The organism is Dolichospermum sp. UHCC 0259 (genome assembly GCF_009711935.1).
Classification (GTDB): domain Bacteria; phylum Cyanobacteriota; class Cyanobacteriia; order Cyanobacteriales; family Nostocaceae; genus Dolichospermum.
This window is the reverse complement of the sequence record NZ_VIKX01000001.1, coordinates 1-23,951: the sequence shown is the minus strand read 5'-3', so window position 1 is coordinate 23,951 and position 23,951 is coordinate 1. Positions and strand designations below refer to the sequence as shown.

General features: G+C 37.6%; 24 protein-coding genes. 5 read left to right on the top strand and 19 right to left on the bottom strand.

Features of this window, described 5'->3' with window-relative positions; translation table 11 throughout:
• The first annotated feature begins 80 nt into the window (after window positions 1-80).
• Window positions 81-1,229: a sensor domain-containing diguanylate cyclase gene (locus FJR05_RS00120; RefSeq protein WP_254446596.1), complete on the top strand. Its 1,149-nt coding sequence runs from the start codon at window positions 81-83 to the stop codon at window positions 1,227-1,229.
• On the opposite strand, the gene FJR05_RS00115 is transcribed toward FJR05_RS00120, so the two are convergent.
• From FJR05_RS00115 to dndC, 10 genes are all read right to left on the bottom strand, one after another.
• Complete coding sequence (locus FJR05_RS00115) at window positions 1,146-1,433, bottom strand: hypothetical protein (protein WP_168642248.1); 288 nt, start codon at window positions 1,431-1,433, stop codon at window positions 1,146-1,148. The two genes, FJR05_RS00120 and FJR05_RS00115, sit on opposite strands and share 84 nt — an antisense overlap.
• Window positions 1,424-2,182: a HEAT repeat domain-containing protein gene (locus FJR05_RS00110; protein ID WP_168642247.1), complete on the bottom strand. Its 759-nt coding sequence runs from the start codon at window positions 2,180-2,182 to the stop codon at window positions 1,424-1,426. The genes FJR05_RS00115 and FJR05_RS00110 overlap by 10 nt, the downstream gene beginning before the upstream one ends.
• A gap of 49 nt (window positions 2,183-2,231) precedes the next feature.
• On the bottom strand, window positions 2,232-2,792 hold the full coding sequence (locus FJR05_RS00105; RefSeq protein WP_168642246.1) for an N-acetyltransferase: 561 nt from the start codon (window positions 2,790-2,792) through the stop codon (window positions 2,232-2,234).
• A 19-nt stretch (window positions 2,793-2,811) separates the two neighbouring features.
• Window positions 2,812-2,949 carry a hypothetical protein gene (locus FJR05_RS00100; RefSeq protein ID WP_168642245.1) on the bottom strand — a complete coding sequence of 46 codons (138 nt, stop codon included), beginning with the start codon at window positions 2,947-2,949 and terminating at the stop codon, window positions 2,812-2,814.
• Between the two features lie 146 nt (window positions 2,950-3,095).
• A complete protein-coding gene (locus FJR05_RS00095) occupies window positions 3,096-3,494 on the bottom strand; it encodes an ABC transporter permease (protein ID WP_168642244.1) in 399 nt (132 codons plus the stop codon).
• The gene (locus FJR05_RS00090; RefSeq protein WP_168642243.1) at window positions 3,479-4,987 is read right to left on the bottom strand and encodes an AmpG family muropeptide MFS transporter; all 1,509 of its coding nucleotides are present in this window, start codon (window positions 4,985-4,987) and stop codon (window positions 3,479-3,481) included. Before FJR05_RS00090 ends, FJR05_RS00095 begins: the two co-directional genes overlap by 16 nt.
• Before the next feature lie 37 nt (window positions 4,988-5,024).
• Window positions 5,025-5,420, bottom strand: a complete 396-nt coding sequence (gene dndE, locus FJR05_RS00085) for a DNA sulfur modification protein DndE (protein WP_168642242.1) — start codon at window positions 5,418-5,420, stop codon at window positions 5,025-5,027.
• A gap of 95 nt (window positions 5,421-5,515) precedes the next feature.
• The gene (locus FJR05_RS00080; protein ID WP_168642241.1) at window positions 5,516-5,794 is read right to left on the bottom strand and encodes a hypothetical protein; all 279 of its coding nucleotides are present in this window, start codon (window positions 5,792-5,794) and stop codon (window positions 5,516-5,518) included.
• A gap of 30 nt (window positions 5,795-5,824) precedes the next feature.
• Window positions 5,825-7,813: a DNA sulfur modification protein DndD gene (gene dndD, locus FJR05_RS00075; protein ID WP_168642240.1), complete on the bottom strand. Its 1,989-nt coding sequence runs from the start codon at window positions 7,811-7,813 to the stop codon at window positions 5,825-5,827.
• Between the two features lie 269 nt (window positions 7,814-8,082).
• Window positions 8,083-9,705, bottom strand: coding sequence for a DNA phosphorothioation system sulfurtransferase DndC (gene dndC / locus FJR05_RS00070; protein ID WP_168642239.1), 1,623 nt, complete (start codon window positions 9,703-9,705; stop codon window positions 8,083-8,085).
• A 178-nt stretch (window positions 9,706-9,883) separates the two neighbouring features.
• On the opposite strand from dndC, the gene FJR05_RS00065 reads away from it, so the two are divergent.
• On the top strand, window positions 9,884-11,485 hold the full coding sequence (locus tag FJR05_RS00065) for a DGQHR domain-containing protein (protein ID WP_168642238.1): 1,602 nt from the start codon (window positions 9,884-9,886) through the stop codon (window positions 11,483-11,485).
• A gap of 101 nt (window positions 11,486-11,586) precedes the next feature.
• The gene (locus FJR05_RS00060) at window positions 11,587-12,777 is read left to right on the top strand and encodes a DNA sulfur modification protein DndB (RefSeq protein ID WP_168642237.1); all 1,191 of its coding nucleotides are present in this window, start codon (window positions 11,587-11,589) and stop codon (window positions 12,775-12,777) included.
• 28 nt (window positions 12,778-12,805) lie between these two features.
• Here the strand turns inward: FJR05_RS00060 and FJR05_RS00055 are convergent, their stop codons facing one another.
• The 6 genes from FJR05_RS00055 to FJR05_RS00030 all read right to left on the bottom strand — a co-directional run bounded on the left by FJR05_RS00055 (window position 12,806) and on the right by FJR05_RS00030 (window position 19,135).
• Window positions 12,806-13,267 carry a DNA phosphorothioation-associated protein 4 gene (locus FJR05_RS00055; RefSeq protein ID WP_168642236.1) on the bottom strand — a complete coding sequence of 154 codons (462 nt, stop codon included), beginning with the start codon at window positions 13,265-13,267 and terminating at the stop codon, window positions 12,806-12,808.
• 102 nt (window positions 13,268-13,369) lie between these two features.
• Window positions 13,370-13,930 carry a Uma2 family endonuclease gene (locus FJR05_RS00050; protein WP_168642235.1) on the bottom strand — a complete coding sequence of 187 codons (561 nt, stop codon included), beginning with the start codon at window positions 13,928-13,930 and terminating at the stop codon, window positions 13,370-13,372.
• A gap of 358 nt (window positions 13,931-14,288) precedes the next feature.
• Window positions 14,289-16,181, bottom strand: coding sequence for a DUF3370 family protein (locus tag FJR05_RS00045; protein WP_168642234.1), 1,893 nt, complete (start codon window positions 16,179-16,181; stop codon window positions 14,289-14,291).
• Between the two features lie 38 nt (window positions 16,182-16,219).
• Window positions 16,220-16,858 (bottom strand): Uma2 family endonuclease, encoded by a 639-nt coding sequence (locus tag FJR05_RS00040; RefSeq protein WP_168642233.1) that lies wholly within the window; start codon window positions 16,856-16,858, stop codon window positions 16,220-16,222.
• A gap of 34 nt (window positions 16,859-16,892) precedes the next feature.
• On the bottom strand, window positions 16,893-18,965 hold the full coding sequence (locus FJR05_RS00035) for an AAA family ATPase (RefSeq protein ID WP_168642232.1): 2,073 nt from the start codon (window positions 18,963-18,965) through the stop codon (window positions 16,893-16,895).
• Entirely contained in the window at window positions 18,962-19,135 is a 174-nt protein-coding gene (locus FJR05_RS00030) for a hypothetical protein (protein ID WP_168642228.1), read from the bottom strand. Before FJR05_RS00030 ends, FJR05_RS00035 begins: the two co-directional genes overlap by 4 nt.
• A gap of 405 nt (window positions 19,136-19,540) precedes the next feature.
• Here FJR05_RS00030 and FJR05_RS00025 point away from each other — a divergent pair, with 405 nt between their 5' ends.
• On the top strand, window positions 19,541-19,684 hold the full coding sequence (locus FJR05_RS00025; RefSeq protein WP_174783528.1) for a hypothetical protein: 144 nt from the start codon (window positions 19,541-19,543) through the stop codon (window positions 19,682-19,684).
• 407 nt (window positions 19,685-20,091) lie between these two features.
• Window positions 20,092-22,089, top strand: a complete 1,998-nt coding sequence (gene uvrB / locus FJR05_RS00020) for an excinuclease ABC subunit UvrB (protein ID WP_168642249.1) — start codon at window positions 20,092-20,094, stop codon at window positions 22,087-22,089.
• A 95-nt stretch (window positions 22,090-22,184) separates the two neighbouring features.
• Here uvrB and FJR05_RS00015 read toward each other — a convergent pair whose 3' ends face one another.
• The 3 genes from FJR05_RS00015 to arfB all read right to left on the bottom strand — a co-directional run bounded on the left by FJR05_RS00015 (window position 22,185) and on the right by arfB (window position 23,881).
• Entirely contained in the window at window positions 22,185-22,805 is a 621-nt protein-coding gene (locus FJR05_RS00015) for a hypothetical protein (protein WP_168642231.1), read from the bottom strand.
• Between the two features lie 3 nt (window positions 22,806-22,808).
• Window positions 22,809-23,156, bottom strand: a complete 348-nt coding sequence (locus FJR05_RS00010; protein ID WP_168642230.1) for an STAS-like domain-containing protein — start codon at window positions 23,154-23,156, stop codon at window positions 22,809-22,811.
• 311 nt (window positions 23,157-23,467) lie between these two features.
• On the bottom strand, window positions 23,468-23,881 hold the full coding sequence (gene arfB / locus FJR05_RS00005; protein WP_168642229.1) for an alternative ribosome rescue aminoacyl-tRNA hydrolase ArfB: 414 nt from the start codon (window positions 23,879-23,881) through the stop codon (window positions 23,468-23,470).
• Between the last annotated feature and the right edge of the window lie 70 nt (window positions 23,882-23,951).

Sequence of the window (23,951 nt, the reverse complement as noted above, 5' to 3'; positions counted from 1 at the left end):
AGATGCCTAGATATCTCTACCATTTTATCCTCTCTTTTAGAATGAAATAGCCCTGGGATGAATTGCTTCAGGCTAAGAAAATGGCAGAAGTAGCTATCCGCGCCCAAAAAGAAGCGGAAATATCTCTGCGACAGCAATACGAACAAGCTATATTACTTCGAGATATTACCCAAAGAATTAATCAATCCTGGGATTTATTTAAAATTTTTGAACTTGCTGCCCGCAGTATCCGCGAGTTAATTCACGCCGATAGAGTGGGAATATTTCAATTTTATGCTAATAGTCAATATCAAGATGGTAAATTTATTTCTGAATCTGTCGTTACAGGATTTGATTCTAATTTAGGGATAGAAGTTCACGATCACTGCTTTGGCAAAGAGTATGCCGGCTATTATCAGCAAGGCAGAATTCAAGCTGTAGATGATATCGAGAATGCTGGATTTACAGAATGTCACCGCATAATTCTTGCACAATTGCAAGTTCGAGCTAATCTGATTGTGCCGTTGCTGAGTGGTGGAGATAATTTATGGGGCTTATTGTGTATTCATCAGTGTTCTGCTCCCCGACATTGGCAAAACTTTGAGATTGAGTTTATTAAACAAATTGCTATCCAGTTAACTATAGCTATTCAGCAAGCAGACCTTTTTCAGCAACGGCAACAGGCAGAAGCTAAATTGAGACAGAGTAACCAAGAACTATCTCGTGCTACTGAAGCTCTTGAAAAGCTAGTTAATACTGATGGGTTAACGCAAATTGCCAATCGTCGCTATTTTGACAGGAGCTTACACCAAGAATGGAAGAGGCTATACCGAGAACGGCAATTCCTGTCTCTGTTGTTGTTTGATGTTGATTATTTTAAACGCTATAACGATTCCTATGGTCATCAACTGGGGGATCAGTGTCTAATGAAACTTGCTCAGGCAGTTAAAGAGGTTGTCTATCGTCCAGAGGATGTGGTGGCTCGCTACGGGGGGGAAGAATTTGTGGTGATTTTACCTAATACTGATACTGAAGGAGCGATCGCAGTTGCCGAACGAATTCATGCTGCAATTAAAGATTTAGCAATTCCTCATCAAGCCTCGGAAGTAAGCAGTATAGTTACTATTAGTCTCGGCATTAGTAGTTTGGTACCTATTTCTGAATCATCACCAGCAGACTTGATTGCACAAGCTGATCAAGCTCTCTACCGCGCCAAAGAACAGGGACGCAATCAGTCTGTAATTTTCTAACCTGTAATTTTTATGCTTTTTCTTCCTGACTCCTGGCGGGGAAACCCCGCCCCTACTGACTCCTTCTTCCTTCTTCCTTCCTTTTACTCCTTCTTCCTTCTTCCTTCCTTTTACTCCTTCTTCCTTCTTCCTTCCTTTTACTCCTTCTTCATCCTGACTCCTGACTCCTGACTCCTGACTCCTGACTCCTTCTTCTAAAACCATCCTTCTTGTTCGAGGGTTTCGATTAATTGTAGTCCACGAGGATCGCCGACTCCCAAGAGTGAGGCTTTGGTATCTGCCCTCACTCCTAAGTCTTTATCTTCGGCAAAGGCTTCAATTAATGCGTCTATGGCTGTGGCGTAGATTACATTGGAAGGTAGTTCTTTACAAAGTTGGCCAATTGTCCAAGCGGAGTTACTGCGGACGGCGGCGATAGGATCTTTGACTAGGGCTTCAATCAGGGCAGGAAGTGCGCCAACGATGGCTTCATATCCTACTTCTGTCATCTGTGCTAGGGCGCTGGCTGCCCAGAGACGGACGGCGGGAATGTCGGTTCTGAGGGCATCGGTGAGGGGTGCTAGGGAACGGCGATCGCGGCAATTACCTAAAGCCCAGACTATGCCTTTGCGAACATAACCGTTAAAATCGCGGTTGAGTTGACTAATTAAGGGTTCTACGGCTTCCTTGGCAGGATTGCGACCGATACCGTAGGCGGCACTGACTCGCACGAGGGGACAGTTATCTGTCAACAGATGGATGAGATGGGGTGTTGCCCGTTCATCTTGAATATCACAAAAAGCACGCGCTGCTAACATCCGTTGTTGGGGTTGGGGATTGGCTAGGAGTACCAGCATTAATTCCGCATCAGGCTTTTCCACTTCTGATTCATCAGTTAGTGGTTCTATGTGGTCTAGGGGGCTTTCTAGCTCCGCTTCGGTGTCGAGTAGGCTGAGTTCGTATTCGTCGTACATAATTATTCAACTGTAACCTGTTCCCTGTTCCCTATTCCCTGTTCCCTAATTAGAGTGATTTTATCATCCAGAGGGATTGTTCTTGATAACCAAGTTGATGATAAAGATTTAATGCTGTTGTATTTGATTGAAATACTTGTAGTCCAATTTGGCAATAGTTTCTTTGTTTAGCCCACTCTTCTAAGTGTTGCATTAAGGCTTTTCCTATGCGCTTGCGGCGATGTGCTGGGATAACGTAGAGGAGAAAGATGTGCGGATGGCGATCGCCACTAACCTGATCGATAGCATTCCCCACCCATAAACAAGCTACGGGTGATTGGTAATTGGTGATTGGTAATTGGTGATTGGTGATTGGTAATTGGTAATTGGTGATTGGTAATTGGTGAACAATTTCCTCCCCAACTTCCCCAACCTCCCCAACTTCCCCTACCTCTTCATAAACCCACCATAAAGGGGTATCACGACAGAAGTATTGCTCAACTGTATGTGCCAAATGGGAAAAGTCTTGATCAGGAAATTGTTCTTGGTAGGTGCGCTGCATGAACTTGACCAAGAGGGCTTTATCGAGGGTAGAACCTTGACGAAGAGAATAGCCAGGAATGAAATTCAAAATAGACTTAATTCCCCCATTACCTAATTATCATGCCAATGGGAGCGGGGGCTGCCATATCGGAGGGTAAAAAGATGCGAGCGCTAACGGCTACTAAAGCCAAGGTAAATATCAAGATAGCCAGGAAAGGGGCAATATATTGACGAAAAATAGCCATGTTTTTGTTTATGAATAAATAGCAACAGTATTAATTCTAGCGAACTCCAAAAAATAAATTATCCAACTTGCCAAATCAGAATAAATTTTCTTCCCTCTACTCCTCTGCTCCTCTGCTCCCCTGCTCCCCTGCTCCCCTGCTGATCATTACTGATCTTGGTCTAACTCATTTAAGACCTTTTCACAGTACCAATTTTCAGGCATTCCCGGAACGTTTTGTTTGGCTTGTTCAATTAGTCTTTCCGCCGCCGCTACGTCTCCAGATAATCTAGCAATAAGGCGATTTTTGAGGTAGTTGCCTGTCACTTCTTCGTCTGGTTGGTTGGGAATGCTGGGATTTATTGCTTGCAGGGGTTCGCGTCGCAGTTGCCAGAATAGGACGTAATAAAGTGTCCCAAAAATTAGGATCAGGCTGATAGTTCCCAGGAGTGTGAGGAAATTAAAAGCCAGATTTTGCAGAACTAATTGTGAGAGGACATAGCCCAGTAATAGACCTGTAACTATTAGAACGAATGTACCGACAAGAATAACTACTTGTGTTCCCATATATCTTCTTCTTCTAGTCCTGGTCTGGTTGCTGCCAGTGCCTTGGGATTCCAAGGGGCAACAATAGGTAATAGTAGCAAACCAGGTAACGCCGCTACAAGAGAAAGTAAGAAAAATGTCGGCCAACCTGTGGCTTTTGCCCAACTGCCGGCGGGTGCGGAAAGTACGTCTCGACTAATGGCCATGAGGCTGGAGAATAAAGCAAACTGGGTGGTTGTGAATCGGTGGTTACAGAGACTCATTAAAAAGGCGACTGTCGCAACTGTAACTAATCCAGCGGAGAAGTTTTCGATGTTTACGGCGATGACTAGTAGGGAATAATCTTTTTTATTAGCCATAGCTAGGGCATAATAACCTAAGTTACTGAGTAATTGCAGCGCCCCAAATACCCACAAACTGCGATTTAAGTTAATTCTGGTCATGATCACACCCCCAGCTAATACGCCGACGGTGGTGGCAATAAATCCCATTCCTGCTTGAATTGCGCCGATTTCGGTTTTGGTAAAGTCTATTTCTCGTAAAAATAGGTTGGCTGTAATGCCGACGAGGGAATCACCTAGTTTATAGAGAAGAATAAAACCTAGTGTTAAACTGGCTTGTTTGATGCCAAAGCGGTGAAAAAATTCTTTGAAAGGTAGGAAAATAGCTGTTTGTAAGTTTTGAGGAGGACTATCTTCGCTAACTTCATTTAAGAGAGAGTTTGGTAATAATAATGATGTCGTTATCCAAGCAACTAATAATCCTGCTAGTAACCAATAAAATACAGGTTGGGGAATGAAGCCGACAAAAACGCCAGCAATTAACCCGGCTACTACTAAGGTGATCATGACTATAAAAATCACGTCTTTGCTGGAAATAGGCGCGAGTTGTGTTTTGTCTTGTAGTTTATGTTCTGCGGGAGACCACAAGGTGGTAAATATGCTGCCTGCCATAATTACTGCCATGAGCAAATATACTAGATTCCAAGGTAGATAATCTGCTAAAACTAAGGACAGGGAACTGGTAATAAATAGGGCGATCCGGTAGCCTAATACCCACACAGATGCCCCTGGCTGTGCCTCTAGGGGGTTTAAAATGTCTGTCCGGTAGGCATCCCCGGCGATGTCCTGGGTGGCACTGAGAAAGGTAATAATCAGGCAGTTGATGGCGAGGATTTGTAATATTTGATCGCTTTGGGCTGGTTGTTGAATAGCAAGGGCAGCGATCGCTAATACTAACCCAATTTGGGTAATAATTAACCACCCTCTTCTGCCACCTAGTAATGGTGGTGTAAATCTATCTAATAGGGGCGACCACAGGAATTTTAAGGAATAAGGTAAACTTAATAACCCAAATAAGGTGATTTTGGCAATATCAACTTTGGCATCTTGCATCCATAGTTGTAGGGTTCTACTGGTCAGGAACAGTGGTAAACCTGATGCAAAACCTAGTAATAATAAAGCACCCATTTTCTGGCTTTGGAATGCCTGTCGGAGTGCTTGGATTTCTTTCATAAGAGTTATCTTGTCATTTCTACTAGACGGTGCAAAATCAGGATTTTACGTTCTTTGTAGCCTGTTCAATTAAATCTTCAATTTTCTTAATATTCTGATCTCCGGCTAAGTAACCAATACCGCGATGTAGATGTAAGCGAAATTGCGTAATCAGGGTTTCTCTGTCGGTATCTAATCCGTCGTTGTAGCAGCGTTGTTTGAGGGCTAAAAGTAGAATATCAGATATTTCTCCACCGAAAACGCGCCATGTCAGTTCGACGTTACTATCTTGGGGAATAGGTACGGGGGAAGGTGCGGCGACTTCTGCGAGGGAACGACAAAACGCCCACCGACATAAGATGTTCCATTGTTCGATTTTTGTGCTGCGTTTGAGTTTAAGTAGTTGTTCTTTGGCTGTTTGGGAAAGTTTGATTCTTTCTATTGGTGATTCCATGATTTTGTAAGAATATGAATTGAGTTTCGCGCAAAGGCGCTAAGGAGCAAAGACGCAAAGGAAGAAATAAATCAAAAGTTTGAAATTTGCTAATTTTATATAAGTTGTTTATTTTGATTGTGGGCAAAATTACGAACTATGCGATTTAGAAAACTCAGATAATCATCTATTTCTTCATAACTATCTAATTCCTCTTCTTCTTCTGGTGTCAGTTGAGAATTTTGTTGTTGCAAGAGTAATGTTTCAATACGATTTTGGACATTACTAGAAGCACGAAAGATAGGTGTTCCTTCTTGTAACTCGATTGTGACAGCACCTTCTAAGGGTAAGGTAGTAGGTAAATTATGTAAAGTTGGTAGTAAGGGAATTGTCATATTTAACTCCATGAAATACTAAATAACATTTTACCAAAAATAACCCGGTTTTATTGTGGTTTCCCGTTTACCGGAGTTGTATTGAAGTAGGTATTCGCGGGCTATGGCTTCGGTTTCTTGCAGGTTTTGATATTCTTTTTTTCCTATTTCGGTGTCGGTGGAAAGGAGGATTACTTGATGGCTGGCTGAGGGAAAGTATCTTTCTACTAGGTTGTTACGGTGGGAGGAATCTAGTCTTCCTAGTGGGGTGTCTATGGCTACGGGTAAGCGTCTTCCTGATACTTTGGCTAATCCCCATAAAAATGCGATCGCTAATAGTTGTTTTTCACCCGCAGAAAGTCGGTGTTTGGGGACTGGTTTTCCGGTTAAATCATATAGTGATAAGCCGAATGTTTTACTATCAATAGCAATGCGATGTACTAAATCAGATTTATGTAATAAATATAGAAAACAGTTTTTTACTTCTTCTTCTAATTTATTCAATTTTCTCAAGGTTAATCTTTCTCGAAACACTTTTAATGTTTGTTGAACTTTTAACGCCGAATCAATAATGTGTTCACTATTTTGATATTTGAGATTTTCTACTGTATATTCATTTAATTCCTGTCTTAATCTTTTAATTTCTGTATCTAATTCTATCAGTTTTTGAGTCATTATATCCGACTGAGATTTAAGTTTATTAAATTCAGTTTGGGCTTCTTTTACTGCTGTTTGTAGTTTTGTATATTCTTCCGGTGCAGCCGCAGTTTGGACTTGTCTTTCTAAAGTTAGTATTTCTTCTTCATAATTAGTTAATTCATCTAATTGCTTTTGGGCAGTATTTTGGGAAATTTGTAACCGATAGGTTATATTGTCAAGCAAACTTAAACTTTCTTCATCTCCATTTAACCAATTATTTTCTGTTGATAAATTATTAGTATATAAGTTATTGATATCTTCTGCTAAAAAAGATTGAATATTAGTAACTTTATTAGTTTCTAAATTTAATTGTTGCAACCAATTTAGTAATCTTTCATCTCTAGCAATTAAGACATCTTTAGCTAATTGGATTTGTTGAGTTTTTAGTTCTTTTTCTCCCTGTCTTTGCACTTGAGACAATAAAGGACTAATTAAGGCTAAAGGTAAAACATCAGCAGCTAATTCACATAAGGATTCACGGACATTATTAGCAACTTTGATTTTCTCTTCCCTTTGTTGTTCTAATTGACTACGTTCAGCAGCAATTTTCCCACCTTCATTTACAAATCTATCTAAAGCTTCTTCATGAATTTTGGCTAATTCTTCAACTTCAACATTCAAATTTGCGAGTTTGATCTGATTATTTTCGTATTCTACCTGTTTTTCCCGGAGTCGAGTTTCAATTTCTTCTAATTTAGCTATATCTTTACTATCTGCAAATTCTCGTTTTTTGCGATTTACTAATATTTCTAAATCAATTGCCAATTTATCAGCTAATTCTAAACCTAAAAGTCCGTTAATCGCGTCAACAACTATGGGCGGTGGTATTTCCTGTTCCGCCAGTTCTTTAACTTGTTCACCGTCAAACAGAAATAAATTAGAAATACCCAAAGGTAAGATATTTTCTATATATTCATCCCAAATATTTACCAATGAATCAATTGGCCATGTTTCATCATCTCCTAAAATTCCCAAATGGTCTTTACCGTCTTTAGGATTTTTTTCCCAAGTCCGTATAACCCGATATCTAACAGGTTTATCGTCTTCAATATGTTCAAAAACTAATTCAATACGAGTTTTGTCTGTAGGGTTAGCTTTACTATTCACACATTGATTTAAAAAATCACTATAACTCAAATTTCCCCTGGTTGAACATTGGGCGCGTTGTCCATATAATGCGAGGCGAATGGCATCCATTAGGGTAGTTTTTCCGCCGCCGTTCATTCCTCCTAATAGGATAATTGGACGGGCGTTATCTTCGTCTATTTGGGGGTTGAGGTTGATGATTTGTTTACCAGCATAAGGACCGAAGTTTTGCAGGACTAATTCTAGGAATATCATGATACAATTTTGGATTTTAGATTTTGGATTGATATTAATCTCGTTCCCTGTCTCTGACAGGGAATGTTTTCAAGAGGCTCTGCCTCTGTTATAATTAGTTGAGGTAGAACCTCAAGATTGTCATTCCCAGCCAGAGGCTAGGAACGAGGGTGTGGAAGATAAGTACCTGGACAGAATTAATTACATATTAGTTATTTATCAATCCTTTGCCAGTCAAGGATTTCAGTCCAGATGTTTGTGTAATTAATTTTGTCTCATTACTTATTTTATTAATTTGGACTATCATCTGGGTTCTTTTGTGCATATTTGAAGTTAGCCCAAGTTTGTGGTTTACTCTCTTGTTTTTCAGCGGTATCTCCTAAACTTAATTGCTTGAATTTTTCCCGAATTGTGGCAACATCACCTTCTAATGCTGCTTGTCGTAAATCTCGTTTTAAATGGGCATTGGCGATCGCTTGTTCTGGTGAACGGGAACTTGTATCGAAGCATTTTTCTAGGCTTTCGTAGATACCCACACGGCGGGTTTTTTTCTTAAATTGTCTTTCTGTGTCTAATAGTCTGGCCATTAATTCTAGGTGCATTCCGTCACCGTTACAGATTTCTTCTAATATTTCCCATTCATCGCTACCGAGTATGCTATGGTTAGCACCAGGACGAGGATCTTTAAATACTTCTCCTGTGACTTCTTCATATATTCGGGGTAAGCTATCATCAAATTCGTGTTTGTCTTCTAACCATATTCGGCGGATAGCACTTAATTCTTCTAAAGTAATTAGAGTAATATCACCCATATCTTTAGGTGCAGTTTGACGGACTTGTATTTGCGCTGTTAATAATTTTCTTAACCAATATTCTCGCCAATATTTTGTATATGGTCCCGGTACTGGTACAACATCTTTTTTTCCTTTTATATCCCGTTCAAATAATTGAACCTGCCCCCGAATTCTTCTAAAATCCCTTTTATCTCTATCATCTTTAATATCTAATTCATTACGAATATCTAGTAGAATCTGCATCCACTCTTTTTCTTCATCATTTTGAATCATTGCCTCCATTGATTTATCTTTATTTACCAATGTGCAAACCCAGCATCCAAACCGAGAATCTCCACAGCTAGGTGTAGAAGTATCAACAACTAGAGGACATTCATTATCTGCTGTAGCTCCCCTATACATATTAAATAAATCTTTATTATTTCCTCCCCAGGGATTTTTATATTGATTCAGGTATATCCAAACATCATTATTACTCCAATCCTCAACAGGAGTATAAATTAGAGAATTTGGTAAACTTGCATTAGGACTAAGCCTATCTCTAACTCTACCTAGCTGATGTTTATTCATGGTAGCTGCACGTTTGGAACTTTCCGCTTTACGTGTACCTAAAACAAGAATTGTTTCACCATTAGCTCTCACTATTTGACGAATAAATTGATTAGCTGGATTTATTTTTAAACGTGAAGTACACCAACGAAACTGATTACGAGGTGCTGGGTATCCTTTACCAATAAGATTTACCCAAAAAGAATCTTCAACTACTGGCTCTAGAAGATGCGCTTCAATTGGCATACTCTGTTCTTGAGCAGCTAACCGAATATGGTTGATAGATTTACGAACCCAAGCGGCAACTATAGGGTTTTCTACCCCTGTATCAGTTGTAATAACATAGATAGTCTTAGTTCTTTTGTTTGCAGGAAGCAAATAGATAGCATTCCAAACAAGCTGCAAAACTGTACTAGAATCTTTACCCCAAGATACACCTATAATCCAAGGTATCTCATCTAAACAATACAATTCTTGAATTTCTGTAGTCAAAGCTTGAATATCTTCGATTAACTCTGGTACAGTACGATTCGGCTGATTTTTATTTTCTGGCTGTTGTGTTGTAGTCATTTTCCTTACCTGTGGATATATGAACATAGAATCAATACTTCCCTTTGTGGGAATGGAATCATCTAGTATATAAATAAACTTAAGCTATGCGTGCAACATATTTTTAAAAATTGCATCCCTAGTATCTATTTTTTGGACAATAAAGCAAAAGTTACTTACTAAGTTTTCAAAAATTAACATGAATGATAATACAGATACACTAAATAATCAACTCGCTAACGAGTATTTAGAACGAGAAAATAATGATAAACAGGTATTAGCTTTACTGCTAGACAGGTTTTTAGAGAAAAAAGACCAAATTCTTGTTCAAAAGACAGAAATGGGAGGTACAGAGGCTTATGTAGGTTCTGTGACATTGGAATGGTTCGCGGGACGGGTACATTTTGCGTCTGGTTTACCCCTGCTGCAAAAAAAGTACAACCCAGAGACAGAGAATATTGAAATTGATGCTGATAGTATTGATGACATTCAACAACGTCCTGTTGACTGGTCGCGTCAAGCACCGTTAGTACAGTATTTAGCAGCGAGAAAAAACCATAAATTTCCGGCTGTGTTGGTAGTAATTAATCAACCTTGGGTAGATAACCCCAAAGCAGCGGAGTGGGATAGTCAAGGACGGGCTAAAAAAGCGACTACTGATTTTATACCTTTAGATAAAGATGGTAAAGTCGGTTTACTGAATATTTCTGAAGACAATGTGACAATTTATGCTTTAGATGGCCAGCATAGATTAATGGGTGTCCAAGGTTTAATGGAGTTAATTAAATCTGGTAAACTCCAACGTTATAAAAAGGATAAAACTGCTGATGAAAGTTTTATTACTCTATCTGATTTGATTGAGAAATATCAAGTAGAACCTGCTTATTTACAAAATTTAGCTAAAGAGAAAATTGGCATTGAATTTATTTGTGCTGTGAATACTGGGGAAACTCATACAGAAGCAAAACGACGGGTAAGATCAATTTTTGTTCATGTGAATTTAATGGCTGCACCTTTAACTAAAGGTCAGTTAGCACAATTAAATGAAGATGATGGTTTTGCTATTGTAGCGCGAAAAATTGCGGTTACACATCCACTTTTAGAACAAAAACCCAATCGTAATCCCCGTGTTAATTGGAATAGTGCCACAGTAGCCGCTAATTCTACAGTTTTGACGACTCTACAAGCCTTACAAGATATGTCCGAAAGGTATTTGGGTCAAAAGTTCCCCCACTGGAAACCTTTGGAAAAAGGGTTAATTCCCATGCGTCCAGAAAATGAAGAAATTCAGGAAGGAATTGCTGATTTTAGACTACTTTTTGATAATTTAGCTAATCTTCCCAGTTATAAAATATTGGAACACGAAGATACAACTGCTTTGCGTCGTTTCCATTTTGAGAAAGACGGAGGTGAGGGAAATATGTTATTTCGTCCAGTTTCTCAAGTTGCTTTAGCGCAAGCTTTGGGAACTTTGGTATTTAAAAAAGGTTTTGCTTTGACGGATATTTTTAAGAAGTTGGAGAAATTTGACCGTCAAGGGGGTTTTAGTAATATGGAATATCCTCAATCTTTATGGTATGGGGTTTTATATGATCCAAATAAGAAGCGGGTTCAGGTAGTAGGAAAAGATTTAGCTGTGAAGTTATTAATTTATATTTTGGGGGGAATGACTGAACAAATGGAAGTCACTGCTTTACGTAAAGCTTTAGCTAATGCTAGAACGACGGAAGAACAAACTATCGGTTTTGATGGAAAGTTTGTCAAACCGCAGGATGTAGGACTTCCGGTTATACTGAGTTAGACAAGTAGCGAGTAATATCACCATGTGGTTTTCACGGATGTTCAATATCACCGATGTTGTTTACTATGTTTTTTGACATCGCTAAGTGTATCAGCATTTATATGACTCAATTGAACGAAGAAAACAACAACGATATTACTCCTGAAGTGAAAGCTCAGTTTAGCTCATTTATAGCTCCATTCTTTTCTAAATACCATCGTGATAGGTGCTATTTAGGACTGAGATTGACACATGGAAACAGGACTATGCTACAAATTAATGTCCCTGCTGGTGACTTTTCTGGACTTTTGCAAGCTAAACCTTCAAGTGGTAATGATCCTGATTCTGGTAAGAATCGTCCAGAAGTTAAAGGCCATGCAGAAGAAATTAAAAAATACATTATCGAACGTGCTAAAAAACAAAAACCTTGGATTGTGGGAACATTAACAGCAAATGTTTCCCCAAAAGAGATCACTTTTTTAGAATTTGATAGAGATTTTGGCTTAGTGGTTATTCGCAGAGGAGTGAAGCTAGATATTACTGATGGACAACATCGAAAACGTGCAATTCATGAATTAATAGAAAGTGCTGATAGTTACTTAATTAAGGATGACAATTTCCCAATAACTTTAGTTTTAGAAGGAGATTTTCAACAGTGTCAGGCAGATTTTAGAGATATGGCACAAACTAGACAGCTTGATAAATCTTTATTGCTGTCATTTGGTGAATTTTCTGGTAGAGTCGGCATTAGTAAAGAGTTAGTAAGCCGGGTTTCATTATTTAAGGGTAAGACAGAGAAAATTAAAGCATCACCTTCAACTAAAAATAATCTAATTTACACAATGAACTACATCGCTAAATTTGTAAGTTGTGTATTTAGTAATGATATGATGAACCAATTAAAAGAGATAGATGTAGATAGCACATCGGATACTTTGGTTACTTGCCTAAATCAGTTTTTCTCAGAATGTAGTAATACAGAATACATGGCTTCACTCAGTTTATCTGAATTAACAAATGATGAAGTTGCTGCATTTAAAGACGATTGTTTATTGGGTGTAAGTGTAGGATTAGAAGTTTTAGGTCGCTTACTATACTGGTCTTATGACGCTGAAGAAAATTATTTTGATTCAGAAAAAATTTCTCAACTAGCAAGTTTAAACTGGTCAAGAGAAGATGAAGTTTGGAGAGATAATATAGTTAGAATTGAATCCCAACCCAAAAATTCAAGCAAGCCTTATAAAATATCAGCGACTGCTGGTGCTGTTACAGACGCAGTAAAGGCAGTAAAAAATAAATTGGGATGGGCATAAATGATTAACTATTTACTTTAGGAAATGCTTAGGAGAGGAATTTACTTAAATCAAATTCCTCTGTTTCTTCGTGAATATTAGTTTTTTGATGCTTGAGAAATAATAAAATTCGTTCTGAATAATCTACAGCACCTCTTAACTCATTTTTTAATATTTCTAGTCCACCATTAGCATACTCTTCAAAAGTATGAATACGTTGATCATCAGATATTTCATCATCACCTAAAATCTTTATATCTTGTATTTCAGTGATGGCCAATAAATTAATTAGCATAGTGAAGCTACTGGGAAAATAATCCTGTCGTAAAGGGGATAAATCTTTAGAACTTCCTTCTAACGGAACTCGCTTTTTATACTTTACTCCTAATGATGCGGCAAATACCATCACTTCTACATAAGTTTGAAAAATCCCACTTGTATCTTTGGAAGCTACTAACGACTTCACCAACTCAGCCTTATCCTGAGCAATTTTGATTCTATTTGCAGCCATAATTATAAAAATGCACCCTTAACATCATAAACCAAACCTAACCGCATTCTTCTTTCTTCCTTTGCGCCTTTGCTCCTTAGCGTCTTTGCGCGAAACAAAAAATCAAAAAACATCCTCATAAACCAGAGAAAGAGGAAACCTAAAATCAACACTAACCAAATGTACCTCATCATCCTCAACAAAAGGATGTAACTCCCATAAACCCCTATCATTCAACCGAAAACAATCCAACCCGATTTTATCAGCACTAATTAAAACATATTCCTGCAAAGTTTGAATCCGTCTATATAGCTGAAACTTTCCCCCCCTATCATAAGCTTCCGTACTGGGAGAAAGCACCTCAACAATTAAACTAGGAAATTGAATAAACTTAATCGCTTGTTTATCTTTAGGGTGACAACTAACAACAACATCAGGATAAGTAAACGGTCCCGTTTCAGACACACCCACTTTCGCATCAGCAATATTAACACGACACTTACTACCTTTTAAATGATTTCTTAACCCAGAAGCTAAATTAAAAGCCAGATCATTATGAGGAATAGTTCCCCCAGTCATAGCGAAAACTTCACCATTGATATATTCGTGTTTAATATCTTGCTGTTCCTCCCACTCCAAATACTCCAGAGGACTCATATAACTTCTATCAAAATTAGCAACCATAACATTTACCTCCTTACTTTGCGTTAAAAAAATTAATAATCTTGGGTTTCCTTGCGTCACTGTCCGTTCGCTCATTTTTAACTTGCAAGATTTAATTAAGCCCTACAGGGCTTGTAATCCAGGCGATTCAATGGATTTAGGCATTTTCATCTTACATAGAGCTTTTGCCATTTTATGATTGATGCTATCCCTGTGCCTTAAATAATCACCTTTGGAAGCCTTCTGTGGTGGTTACAGATTTTACTTGAAATTAACAGGTTACTTAAAAATCACCGGTTTCTTTTTGCATTAGGGCTTTAATTCCCCTCCCGATTTCAAAATCAGCGAACGGACAGTGCGTCAACCCAACCTACTGAAATTATCCCTCAGTTTTCACAGTCAAAACCTGCGGAGGAGTAGAATCAGGAGGATACAAAAAATCAACCTGAACCCGTCTTTTTGTACCCCCCGCTAACCGCAACCTTACCAAAGTTTCCCCTGGTTGTCCCCGACGCTGAACCAAATGGACATAGCTCGTTTTTTCCCCACCATTATCATCCGTATAACGGACCCGCACAGTCCCCCGGAAAAATATTTGTTCCACTGGTGGCTTCAAAAACAACAATCTATCAGTACCACCTTCATCTTTGACAGGGGTTTGAATTGATATAGCTACAGTTCGGGTTTGACTACTAGAATTATGTAAAGGTAAGGTCAGATTATATTCTACACCGTAGTTACTATGGGCAAAATACGCTGTATCAGGATAGCGTTTGAGCATTGATGCACTCTGTATTTGTCCTGTGCTGAGTGTAATTAAATGTACCGTTCCTAAAGGATAAGAAATAGCCTTTCCTAGTTGAGGTAAAGTTAAATTAGGGACATTTGGATTATCTGTAATATTTGCTTCCCATTTTGTCCCCTGAGAAACACCAGCAACACGACTAAATACAGTTGGTTCTCTGGGAGGATCTAAAGGCGTAGGAATAGGGTCACGCTTTCCTGCTAAACTGCCATTATCTAATAGCTGTAGCCATTCTACAATAGTTGGGGGGCGATCGCTCCTCTTGGCTAAATTTGCCATAAAAATCGGTTTATTGCTACTCAACCGCATCATCACTGTGCGACCATTAGAAGAAGGTGCTTGAACCCCAATTGGTAAATTCGCTAAAATTTGACTTTCCCCTGGTTTTATCACCAATTTATCAGGAAATATCTGTTGCTTAACCCCTCGCAAGACATCATTCATAGTCCGACTACCAGGACCAGCATAAACCGTACCTTGGGGATTATCTACCATATCCGCTAGATTAATAAAAGGTGCTTCCCATGAAAGATAACTAGCAGCTTGTAAAACTTCCAAAGTCACCGCTTCATTACCTGGATTATGAACAATTATACCCTGATAAACAGTCCGGTTTTGAGACGTATTTTCTGCTCTAATAATGTGATGAGAAAATACATCAAATCTACCTTCAAAAAGATAATTTAAATGCGCTTCTTTGCTCTTTTTCCCTACAGGAGAAAACGTAGAAAGTAAAATTCCATCAGTATCAACAAGTTCAGGACTATTACTATTAAAAGTAGGAAGAGAATCTAATTTTCCTGGTAAAGCGCGTACCTCTTGGGGTTGTACTTCCACACCAGCAATATATTGAGGAGGGACAGCATAAATATTTAAAGCACGACACATTAAAGCAGCAACTTCACCTCTAGTAGCAGTGTTTTGAGGTTTTAACTTTTTGACATCAGGATAATTAACAACAATACTATTAATAGTTCCCGCAGCTATAGAATTTTGAGCATAATTAGGAATTAAATTAGCATCTTCAAAATAACGTTGTAATATCTGCGCGGGGTTAGAAACAGAACTATAATTTTTTCCCCCAGCGACAACACCAATAATTTGCGCCCTAGGAATTGCTTGATTAGGTTGAAAAATATTTCCTGGATAACCAGAGAAAAACCACTTTTGATAAGCAGAATTAATTGCTTTATATCCCCAATAATTAAGAGATACATCCTTAAATATTACCGCATTGCGTTTCACCGACGCATTAGGAAAAGCATTCAACATTAAAACCGCAGCTTCCGCGCGGGTAACAATTGCATTAGGACGAAAACTACCATCAGGATAACCAGTTAGTAACTTCCTTTCTCCTAATTGTTGAATACAATCTTTACCCCAATAATTTTGAGTATCAGAAAAAGCCAAAACACGAGAAGGTAAAAAACATAAACCAACCACCAACAAACAATTTCTAAATAACATTCTTCCTTTGTGTCCTTTGCGACTTTGCGCGAAACAAATTAGCTAAAAATTCCTAACAACCACCGATTAACTTCACCATCATCTTGAGTTAAACTGCGTTGAATAGCTTCCTGAACAGTAGATATTTGCAAACCTGGTAAAACCTTTGATTCCTCAATTCTCCTACTTCCACCATCAATAATTTCAAAAGCAATAATATCATTATTATTAGCATTCATTACCCAATATTCCTTTACCCCCAACCGTTCATAAAGTAACCGCTTAAAACCCAAATCATCACTAATAGAAGAAGCAGCAACTTCCACAACTAAAGTCGGTGCTGCTAACTCATTAATATCTACAGGAGAATTATTTAAAGGTGGAAATTTTATTTTCTCCCCAATATAAAAGGCTAAATCAGGTTGACATTCTCCTTCACTCGTTCTGCGAAAACTGGTATTTACCCAACCTTTAATTTTAATATTTTTCAACGTCGCATAAAAATTCACAACATTTGCAACAACATTATGATTATTTCCATGAATTGAACCAACTGGTAGCATTTCTACCCTCATGTAATTTTGATAAAAATAAAATCTTCCTTGCTGATAATCAGAATATTTAGTAACTTCCAGAAACTCATCCCAACTTACCTTTACCCAAGTATCAGTAACCAAACTTAAAGAACTAACTACCATTTCTTTCTTCCTTTGCGACTCTGCGTGAGATATATTAATTTCGTTCCACTTCTACAATTTCCGTATATTCAAAACCATTCAAACTCTGTCGCACTAAAGCATATTTTTCCCTCCCCAATTCAATAAAATCTTGTTCACAATTAGGTTTAGAAGAATAATAAACTAACACATATTCTTTCCCAATCTTATCAGCAATTTCCTCCTCAACTTCCACCCTCCACTGAGTCTTAGTCACCAACACAACCAACTGATTTGCTAACTTAGGAATAGTTCGCGCAATGTGACGACGGGAATTAGCGTCTAAACTTCCAAAAGGAGAATCCATAACAATGGGAAAAGTGCTACTTTCAGGAAGCATGATCATTTTTCGTCTTTCACTCCAGTCACGCACCTTATCAATAATACTAGCGATAAAAGATAAACTGAGAATTTGATTTTCTCCTGTTGAAGCTGCGACTGGTGCTTCAATTCCCGTCGTATTTTCCACTAAACTTAATTCATATTTTTCGCTAATTTTGGGAATATAGGGAGTAAAAGAAATATCTGCAAATATTTCCTGTACTCGCTGTTCCAATTGCAGACGAAATTGATTTTCTTGACGGTTTTTAACTTCCGACAACCGTTCAATTGCATCTTGTGTAGCATTAATCCGACGCTGTGCTAAAGATTGTTTTTCCTCATTTTGTTTTTGCTTAGATATTTGTTTTATCAAAGCATCAATATCTGTTTTTAGGTGAGAAACTTCTTGTTGATTTGCACCTTGTTCTCGATTCAGGTCATCAATTTTAGCTTCAATTTCATCAAGACGCTTTTGTAAATTACTAATTTCTTCATTGGGATCTTTTCGCAGTTGTTCTTGAATACTATCTAATTCAGATTCAACTAGGGATAGATTGTCTCTTAACTGTTTTATTCTGGTTTGTTCTCTATCCGCTTCTTCCCAAAAAGCATCTGCTTGTTTATCAATTTCATCAACTTGTGCGCTCATTCTAATTGCGGTTTCTTCGACAGTTGAAGAACCAGATTTTCTCATTAAATTCTTGACATGAAAATGGGTGTGAGTTCCTTCTCTTAAATCTGCACCACAAATACAACGTCCAGTATTAAGTAAATCATTGATAAATTCCCGCGAAATTCCTGCTGTTAATTCACCACTTTGTTTTAAATCTGTGAAAATTTCCCGAAACTTATTGGTAGTTTCCGATAATAGGACTGTATAACCCCGTGCGGAAATAACTTTTTTTAAATTCTCCCGTGTTTTCTTTATATCTTCTCGTAAACTATCCCTTTGGGATTCTAAATTTTGCTTTCTTTCCTGTAATTCCTTAACAGCACTCAATTCTCGTAACTTATTACTAACTTCTTTTTTAAACGTTTGTTGATATTCCAACTCTTGATTTATTTCTGCTTGACGTTGATTAATGGTTTCAATTTCTATTTCTTGTTTTTCCTTTTGAGTTAATAGTTGTTTTGTTTCTGCATCACCAATATGTTTTAACTCAGTTTCTAACGACTTTTTAGCATCTTTTAGGTGTCTAATAGAAAGTTCAATTACTTCCACGCCTAAAAAAGTTCTAATTGCTTCTGCAATTTCGGCTTTATTATCAGAACGGACAATTTCTTCAATCCGTTCACCGTCAAAGAAAAAATATTGATGTAAACTTGCTGGTAATATCTGAGTGATAATTTCCTCTGGTAATTGATTAGGAATTTTCCATTGTCCATCTTCTCCACCTAACCACATTGTTAGTTGAGTTTTCCCAGCTTCAATAATATCACTTTGATTTTTATAAACCCGACAACCACGTTTAGCACGATAGCGAATACCTTCATGTTCCCAACCAATTTCTACGGAACATTCGACAGGTTCTCCTGGTTGAGATTCGGCAATTGCGCGTTTATTTACTAACTGTTCATTTGATGCAAAAGCCGCACTAAACTTTTCATATAAAACCCAGGTAAACGCATTCAAAAAACTAGTTTTACCAGCACCATTACTACCATAAATCATAGTAGTATTACAAACATTTCCAGCAGCTAAAGTTATCTCTGGAGTTTTCCCATAAAAAGAACGAAAATTACATAATTTAATCGAAGTTAGCTTCATTGCACCGCTTCCTTCACAATAGTGAGAATATCATCATTAATATGACCTTTGCTTTTTCTATCTAATCTGCTTTTTTCCAATCTCCATACCTTTTCAATAATTTGCTTTACCTCCGGTGGTGCGCTGGTAATTGGTTCTTGAACGTCTTCAATATTTGATTCTGGTATCATGTTAATACTGCAATAGATTTATTTTCTATTTTAACCATTTATGATACTATTTTTATCTGTATGCCCGTTACAAATTTTAACGCAGCCAGAAGCCAGGGAATAAATTCCCTGTCTGATAGCTAAAGTCGGTTAAAACCGACTATTAGTCTGTTAAATTCAAGTTAAAATGAAAATTGTACCCTGGCTTTAGGAAAACTAAGTAGTGCTTGCTGAATAAACCTGAAAGCATTACATATAAAGAATTTGAGCCTATTTTAATTGGAAAAAGTGCAAGCTTTTATGATGTGGAAACTTCAAAACCTTGCATTTAATTTCTATTCCCAGGAAATATCGCTATCATTCAACTCTTGAGACTGTTCCCTGTTCCCTAGTCTCCACAGATCACTTTTTCAGCAAACCCTAAGTATGACAGACTTAAAAAATCAACAATTAAAAGTGTTTAGAGAATTAATAAATGGTGATTATTCTCAAAAATTAACCTTTACTTGCGGTGAAATATTTCCTTTAGCATTTCCAGAAATTAAAATTTCTATTCAACGGTTACTATAGAACTCATATTTGATTTTTGAAAAAAATTAGGTATTGTAGGGTGCGTCAGATATTACAAATCTGTTTATTGATAGAATTTATGCGGTCTGACGCACCCTACGTATCTTTTCATAAATCAAATATTATCCCTATAGACGGATTGTAATAGTTGTTTTATTGTTAAATCAATTGGATGCGGCTTTTTTGAGCCGGCAAAAATAAATTCAGGTTTTGGGGGTTGACTTGTCCTGCTAGGGGTGATATTTTGATAATGGGAATGCGTACTTTTATAAAAATTTTATCACTACTCCATTATATTAATATAGCACACCGCCGACGATGTTGCAAGCCAAGCCCTGAAAAAAAATTCGCGCCCAACGTAAAACTGAGAAATTGTGTAGAATTGCTATGTGTAACGTTAAAGCTAGATAATGGATTTTAATCTGCAAGCACCTTTTGTCCCCACCGGTGATCAACCACAAGCGATCGCTCAACTTTCTGCTAGTATTCAAAAAGGAAATCATTATCAAACATTACTGGGTGCGACAGGAACCGGTAAGACATTTTCCATAGCCGCAGTCATTGAAAAAGTCGGTAGACCTACCCTAGTATTAGCCCATAATAAGACATTAGCCGCCCAGTTATGTAACGAACTGCGGGAGTTTTTTCCTCATAATGCAGTTGAGTATTTTGTCAGTTATTACGATTACTATCAACCCGAAGCATATCTACCAGTTACTGATACTTATATAGAAAAAACATCAGCAATTAATGAAGAAATAGATATGTTACGACATTCCGCCACCCGTTCCTTATTTGAACGCAAGGATGTGATTGTTGTCGCTTCAATTAGTTGTATTTACGGTTTAGGAATGCCGGCGGAATACCTCAAAGCCGCCATTAAGTTACAATTGGGAATGGAAATTGATCCGCGTCAAATTTTACGTGACTTAACCGCAGTTCAATATACTCGAAATGATATCGAAATGGGTCGAGGAAAATTTCGAGTTCGAGGTGATGTTTTAGAAATTTCTCCTGCTTACGAAGATAGAATTATTCGCGTGGAATTTTTTGGAGATGAAATTGATGCTATTAGATATGTTGATCCTGTAACTGGGGAAATTCTCCACAGTTTAGAAGCAGTAAATATTTACCCTGCGCGTCACTTTGTTACCCCCAAAGAAAGAGTAGAAATAGCTTGTGAAGATATCGCCACCGAATTAAAACAACAACAATTAATATTAGAATCAATGGGTAAATTAGTTGAAGCACAACGCATTGATCAACGTACCCGTTATGATTTGGAAATGTTACGAGAAGTGGGATATTGTAACGGCGTAGAAAATTATTCCCGTCATTTAGCAGGTAGACAAGCGGGAGAACCACCGGAATGTTTAATTGATTATTTTCCCAAAGATTGGTTATTAGTAATTGATGAATCTCATGTTACCGTTCCCCAAATTCGAGGAATGTATAACGGAGATCAAGCCAGGAAAAGAGTCTTAATAGATCATGGTTTTCGGCTTCCTAGTGCGGCGGATAATCGTCCTTTACAAGCGGAAGAATTTTGGCAAAAAGTCAATCAATGTATTTTCGTTTCTGCAACTCCAGGAAATTGGGAATTAGAAATTTCTGAAGAAAATATTATTGAACAAGTAATTAGACCGACGGGAGTAATTGACCCAGAAATATTTGTGCGTCCGACAGAAGGACAAATTGATGATTTGTTAGGAGAAATAAAAGATCGAGTTGACCGTCAAGAAAGAACTTTAGTAACAACATTAACTAAACGCATGGCGGAGGATTTGACAGAATATTTAGAAGAGAGGAGAATTAGAATCAGATATTTGCATTCAGAAATCAATTCTATTCAACGTATCGAAATTTTACAGGATTTGCGAAATGGTGTGTTTGATGTGTTAGTCGGTGTCAATTTACTGCGGGAAGGTTTAGATTTACCTGAAGTTTCTTTAGTAGCGATTATGGACGCAGATAAGGAAGGATTTTTGCGGACTGAACGTTCGTTAATTCAAACTATCGGCCGGGCGGCGCGTCATATTAGAGGACAAGCAATTTTATATGCTGACAAATTAACAGGAAGTATGATTAAAGCCATTGATGAAACTGATAGAAGAAGAGGCATCCAAATGGCTTACAATAAACTACATGGAATTACACCGCAACAGATTATTAAAAAGCAAACTAATTCGATTTTATCATTTTTAGATGCTTCCCGACGATTAAACGCCACTGATTTAAAAATGGTGGATGAACATTTAGATGAGTTATCTTTGGAAGATATTCCAGAGTTAATTACCCTGCTGGAAAAACAGATGAAAGAAGCTGCGAAGAAGATGGAATTTGAGGAAGCTGCAAAATTGCGCGATCGCATTAAGCATTTACGAGATAAAATGTTAGGACGTTAAAAAGCTGGAAAATTGCGCGTTAGCCTTGCGCTGCGTCAGCGATCGCATTAAACATTTGCGAGATAAAATGTTAGGAAGATAACATAAATTTATAATTAACGCACTACTAACTTCTTTTGCATAGCAGCATCTTGAATCACATATTTATTGCTAGTAAACACCTGAATACCTGGAACAACACTATAATCCATATCATCAGTAATAATCTTAACTGTTCCTGCTCCTGCTTTGCTAATAGCTTCAAGCATCAGCAAATCATAACCATCAACGGCTTGAGTGGTAAATCGGTTAATAGCAGCATCAGTTGTTGCGTCATCTACTGTTAAATCAATAGGAATTGCAATTTTTTTGATTTGTCGCCAAGTAAACTGAACTTCAGCGACTACATTAGCTCTTTCTGTTGGATAATCATGACGGTATTTCTTAAAGTGTAAATTTCCATTAGATTGAACATAAATATCATATTCTGTTTTCTCAATAATATGAGCAAGTTCAGCTAAAGTGAGTCCAGAATAAGTAAGAGTAGCTCCATTTGAAAGAGCTAGATTGATATAATTGGGATAGTTAGGATAATTGCTGAGTTGGTAACTATTAGCACCAAACCCAGCATTTTTATAAGTTTGCCAAAACCAGACGTTGGTATCTACAAAGAAAATGTCACTCTGCTGTGGAGTATCAGTTTTGATATCTATGATATCAGCTTGAATAATCGCCATACCTCAAAAACTTGCAGCCATATCTGTAATCACCGTATCCACAGCAGCACGATATTTATTATCAGAGTAATAACGTTTAGCATTAGCCATTACGTGCTGAATAACATCCCATCCATCAGCATTGAGAGAGGTAAATTCAAGCAATTGATTTAACTTCTCTGCTGGGATATCTTTTAACAATTGACCAAATGCAAAATTCACAAATGGAGATGCAAAAACCTTCACCCCTGCAAAATCTAATTCCACAGTTTCACCAGTTAGTAAACATGGATGAATCTGATCATATAACTTTTGTCCACCATCAGGAGTGATGGCATACTCACCAAGTATATCGTAAACTTTATACATCATGTCCTTATCTCCCTCTCTCTAGAGCTTCAACTTCTTGAGTTTAGGAACTTCTGAAGCTAAACAGTAGTATTTTTCATCACATCGAAAAGCTATATTGACTAGCGTTCCCGAAAAATTAGTACAAATGTTTTCATATTTAATTCCATTATCCCCTATATTGACATAGCTGTCATTACTTTTTCTAGTCTAACGAGGTACAGATTTATCTGCGTTCATCTGCGTTTATCCTCTTCCATCTGCGGTTAATTCTTTCTTCTTGTACCTCACTTAAATGGGAATTGCTATATGTAGCAAGAGTGATAACGTTGTGTTTATTCTGTAATTTTTCCTCTAGTCAACTTAATTTGTCCCCGTTTATTTTTACTATCAAGACGTTTTCTTTGAGAACTACGACTTGGTTTTGTGCGTTTGCGTTTTCGAGGCAACACAGAAACACTTTTGATTAGTTCCTGAAGTCTTCGTAAAGCCTCCTCCTTGTTCTGTTCTTGACTGCGATATTCCTGCGCTTTAATCACCACAACTCCCTCAAGAGTAATGCGGTGATCATTCAACTTCAAAAGCCGTTCCTTATAGATTTCTGGTAAAGAAGAAGCCCCAATATCAAAGCGCAAATGAATAGCAGTAGCCACTTTATTAACATTTTGACCACCTGCACCCTGAGAACGAATTGCACTAATTTCAATATTGCTATCAGGAATAATTACTGTCTGGGAAATTTCTATCATTTATATGCAGTAATTGTAACTGTTCACACTCCCCCACTAAAAAGGAATTAGGAAGTAACAGGGATAGGAG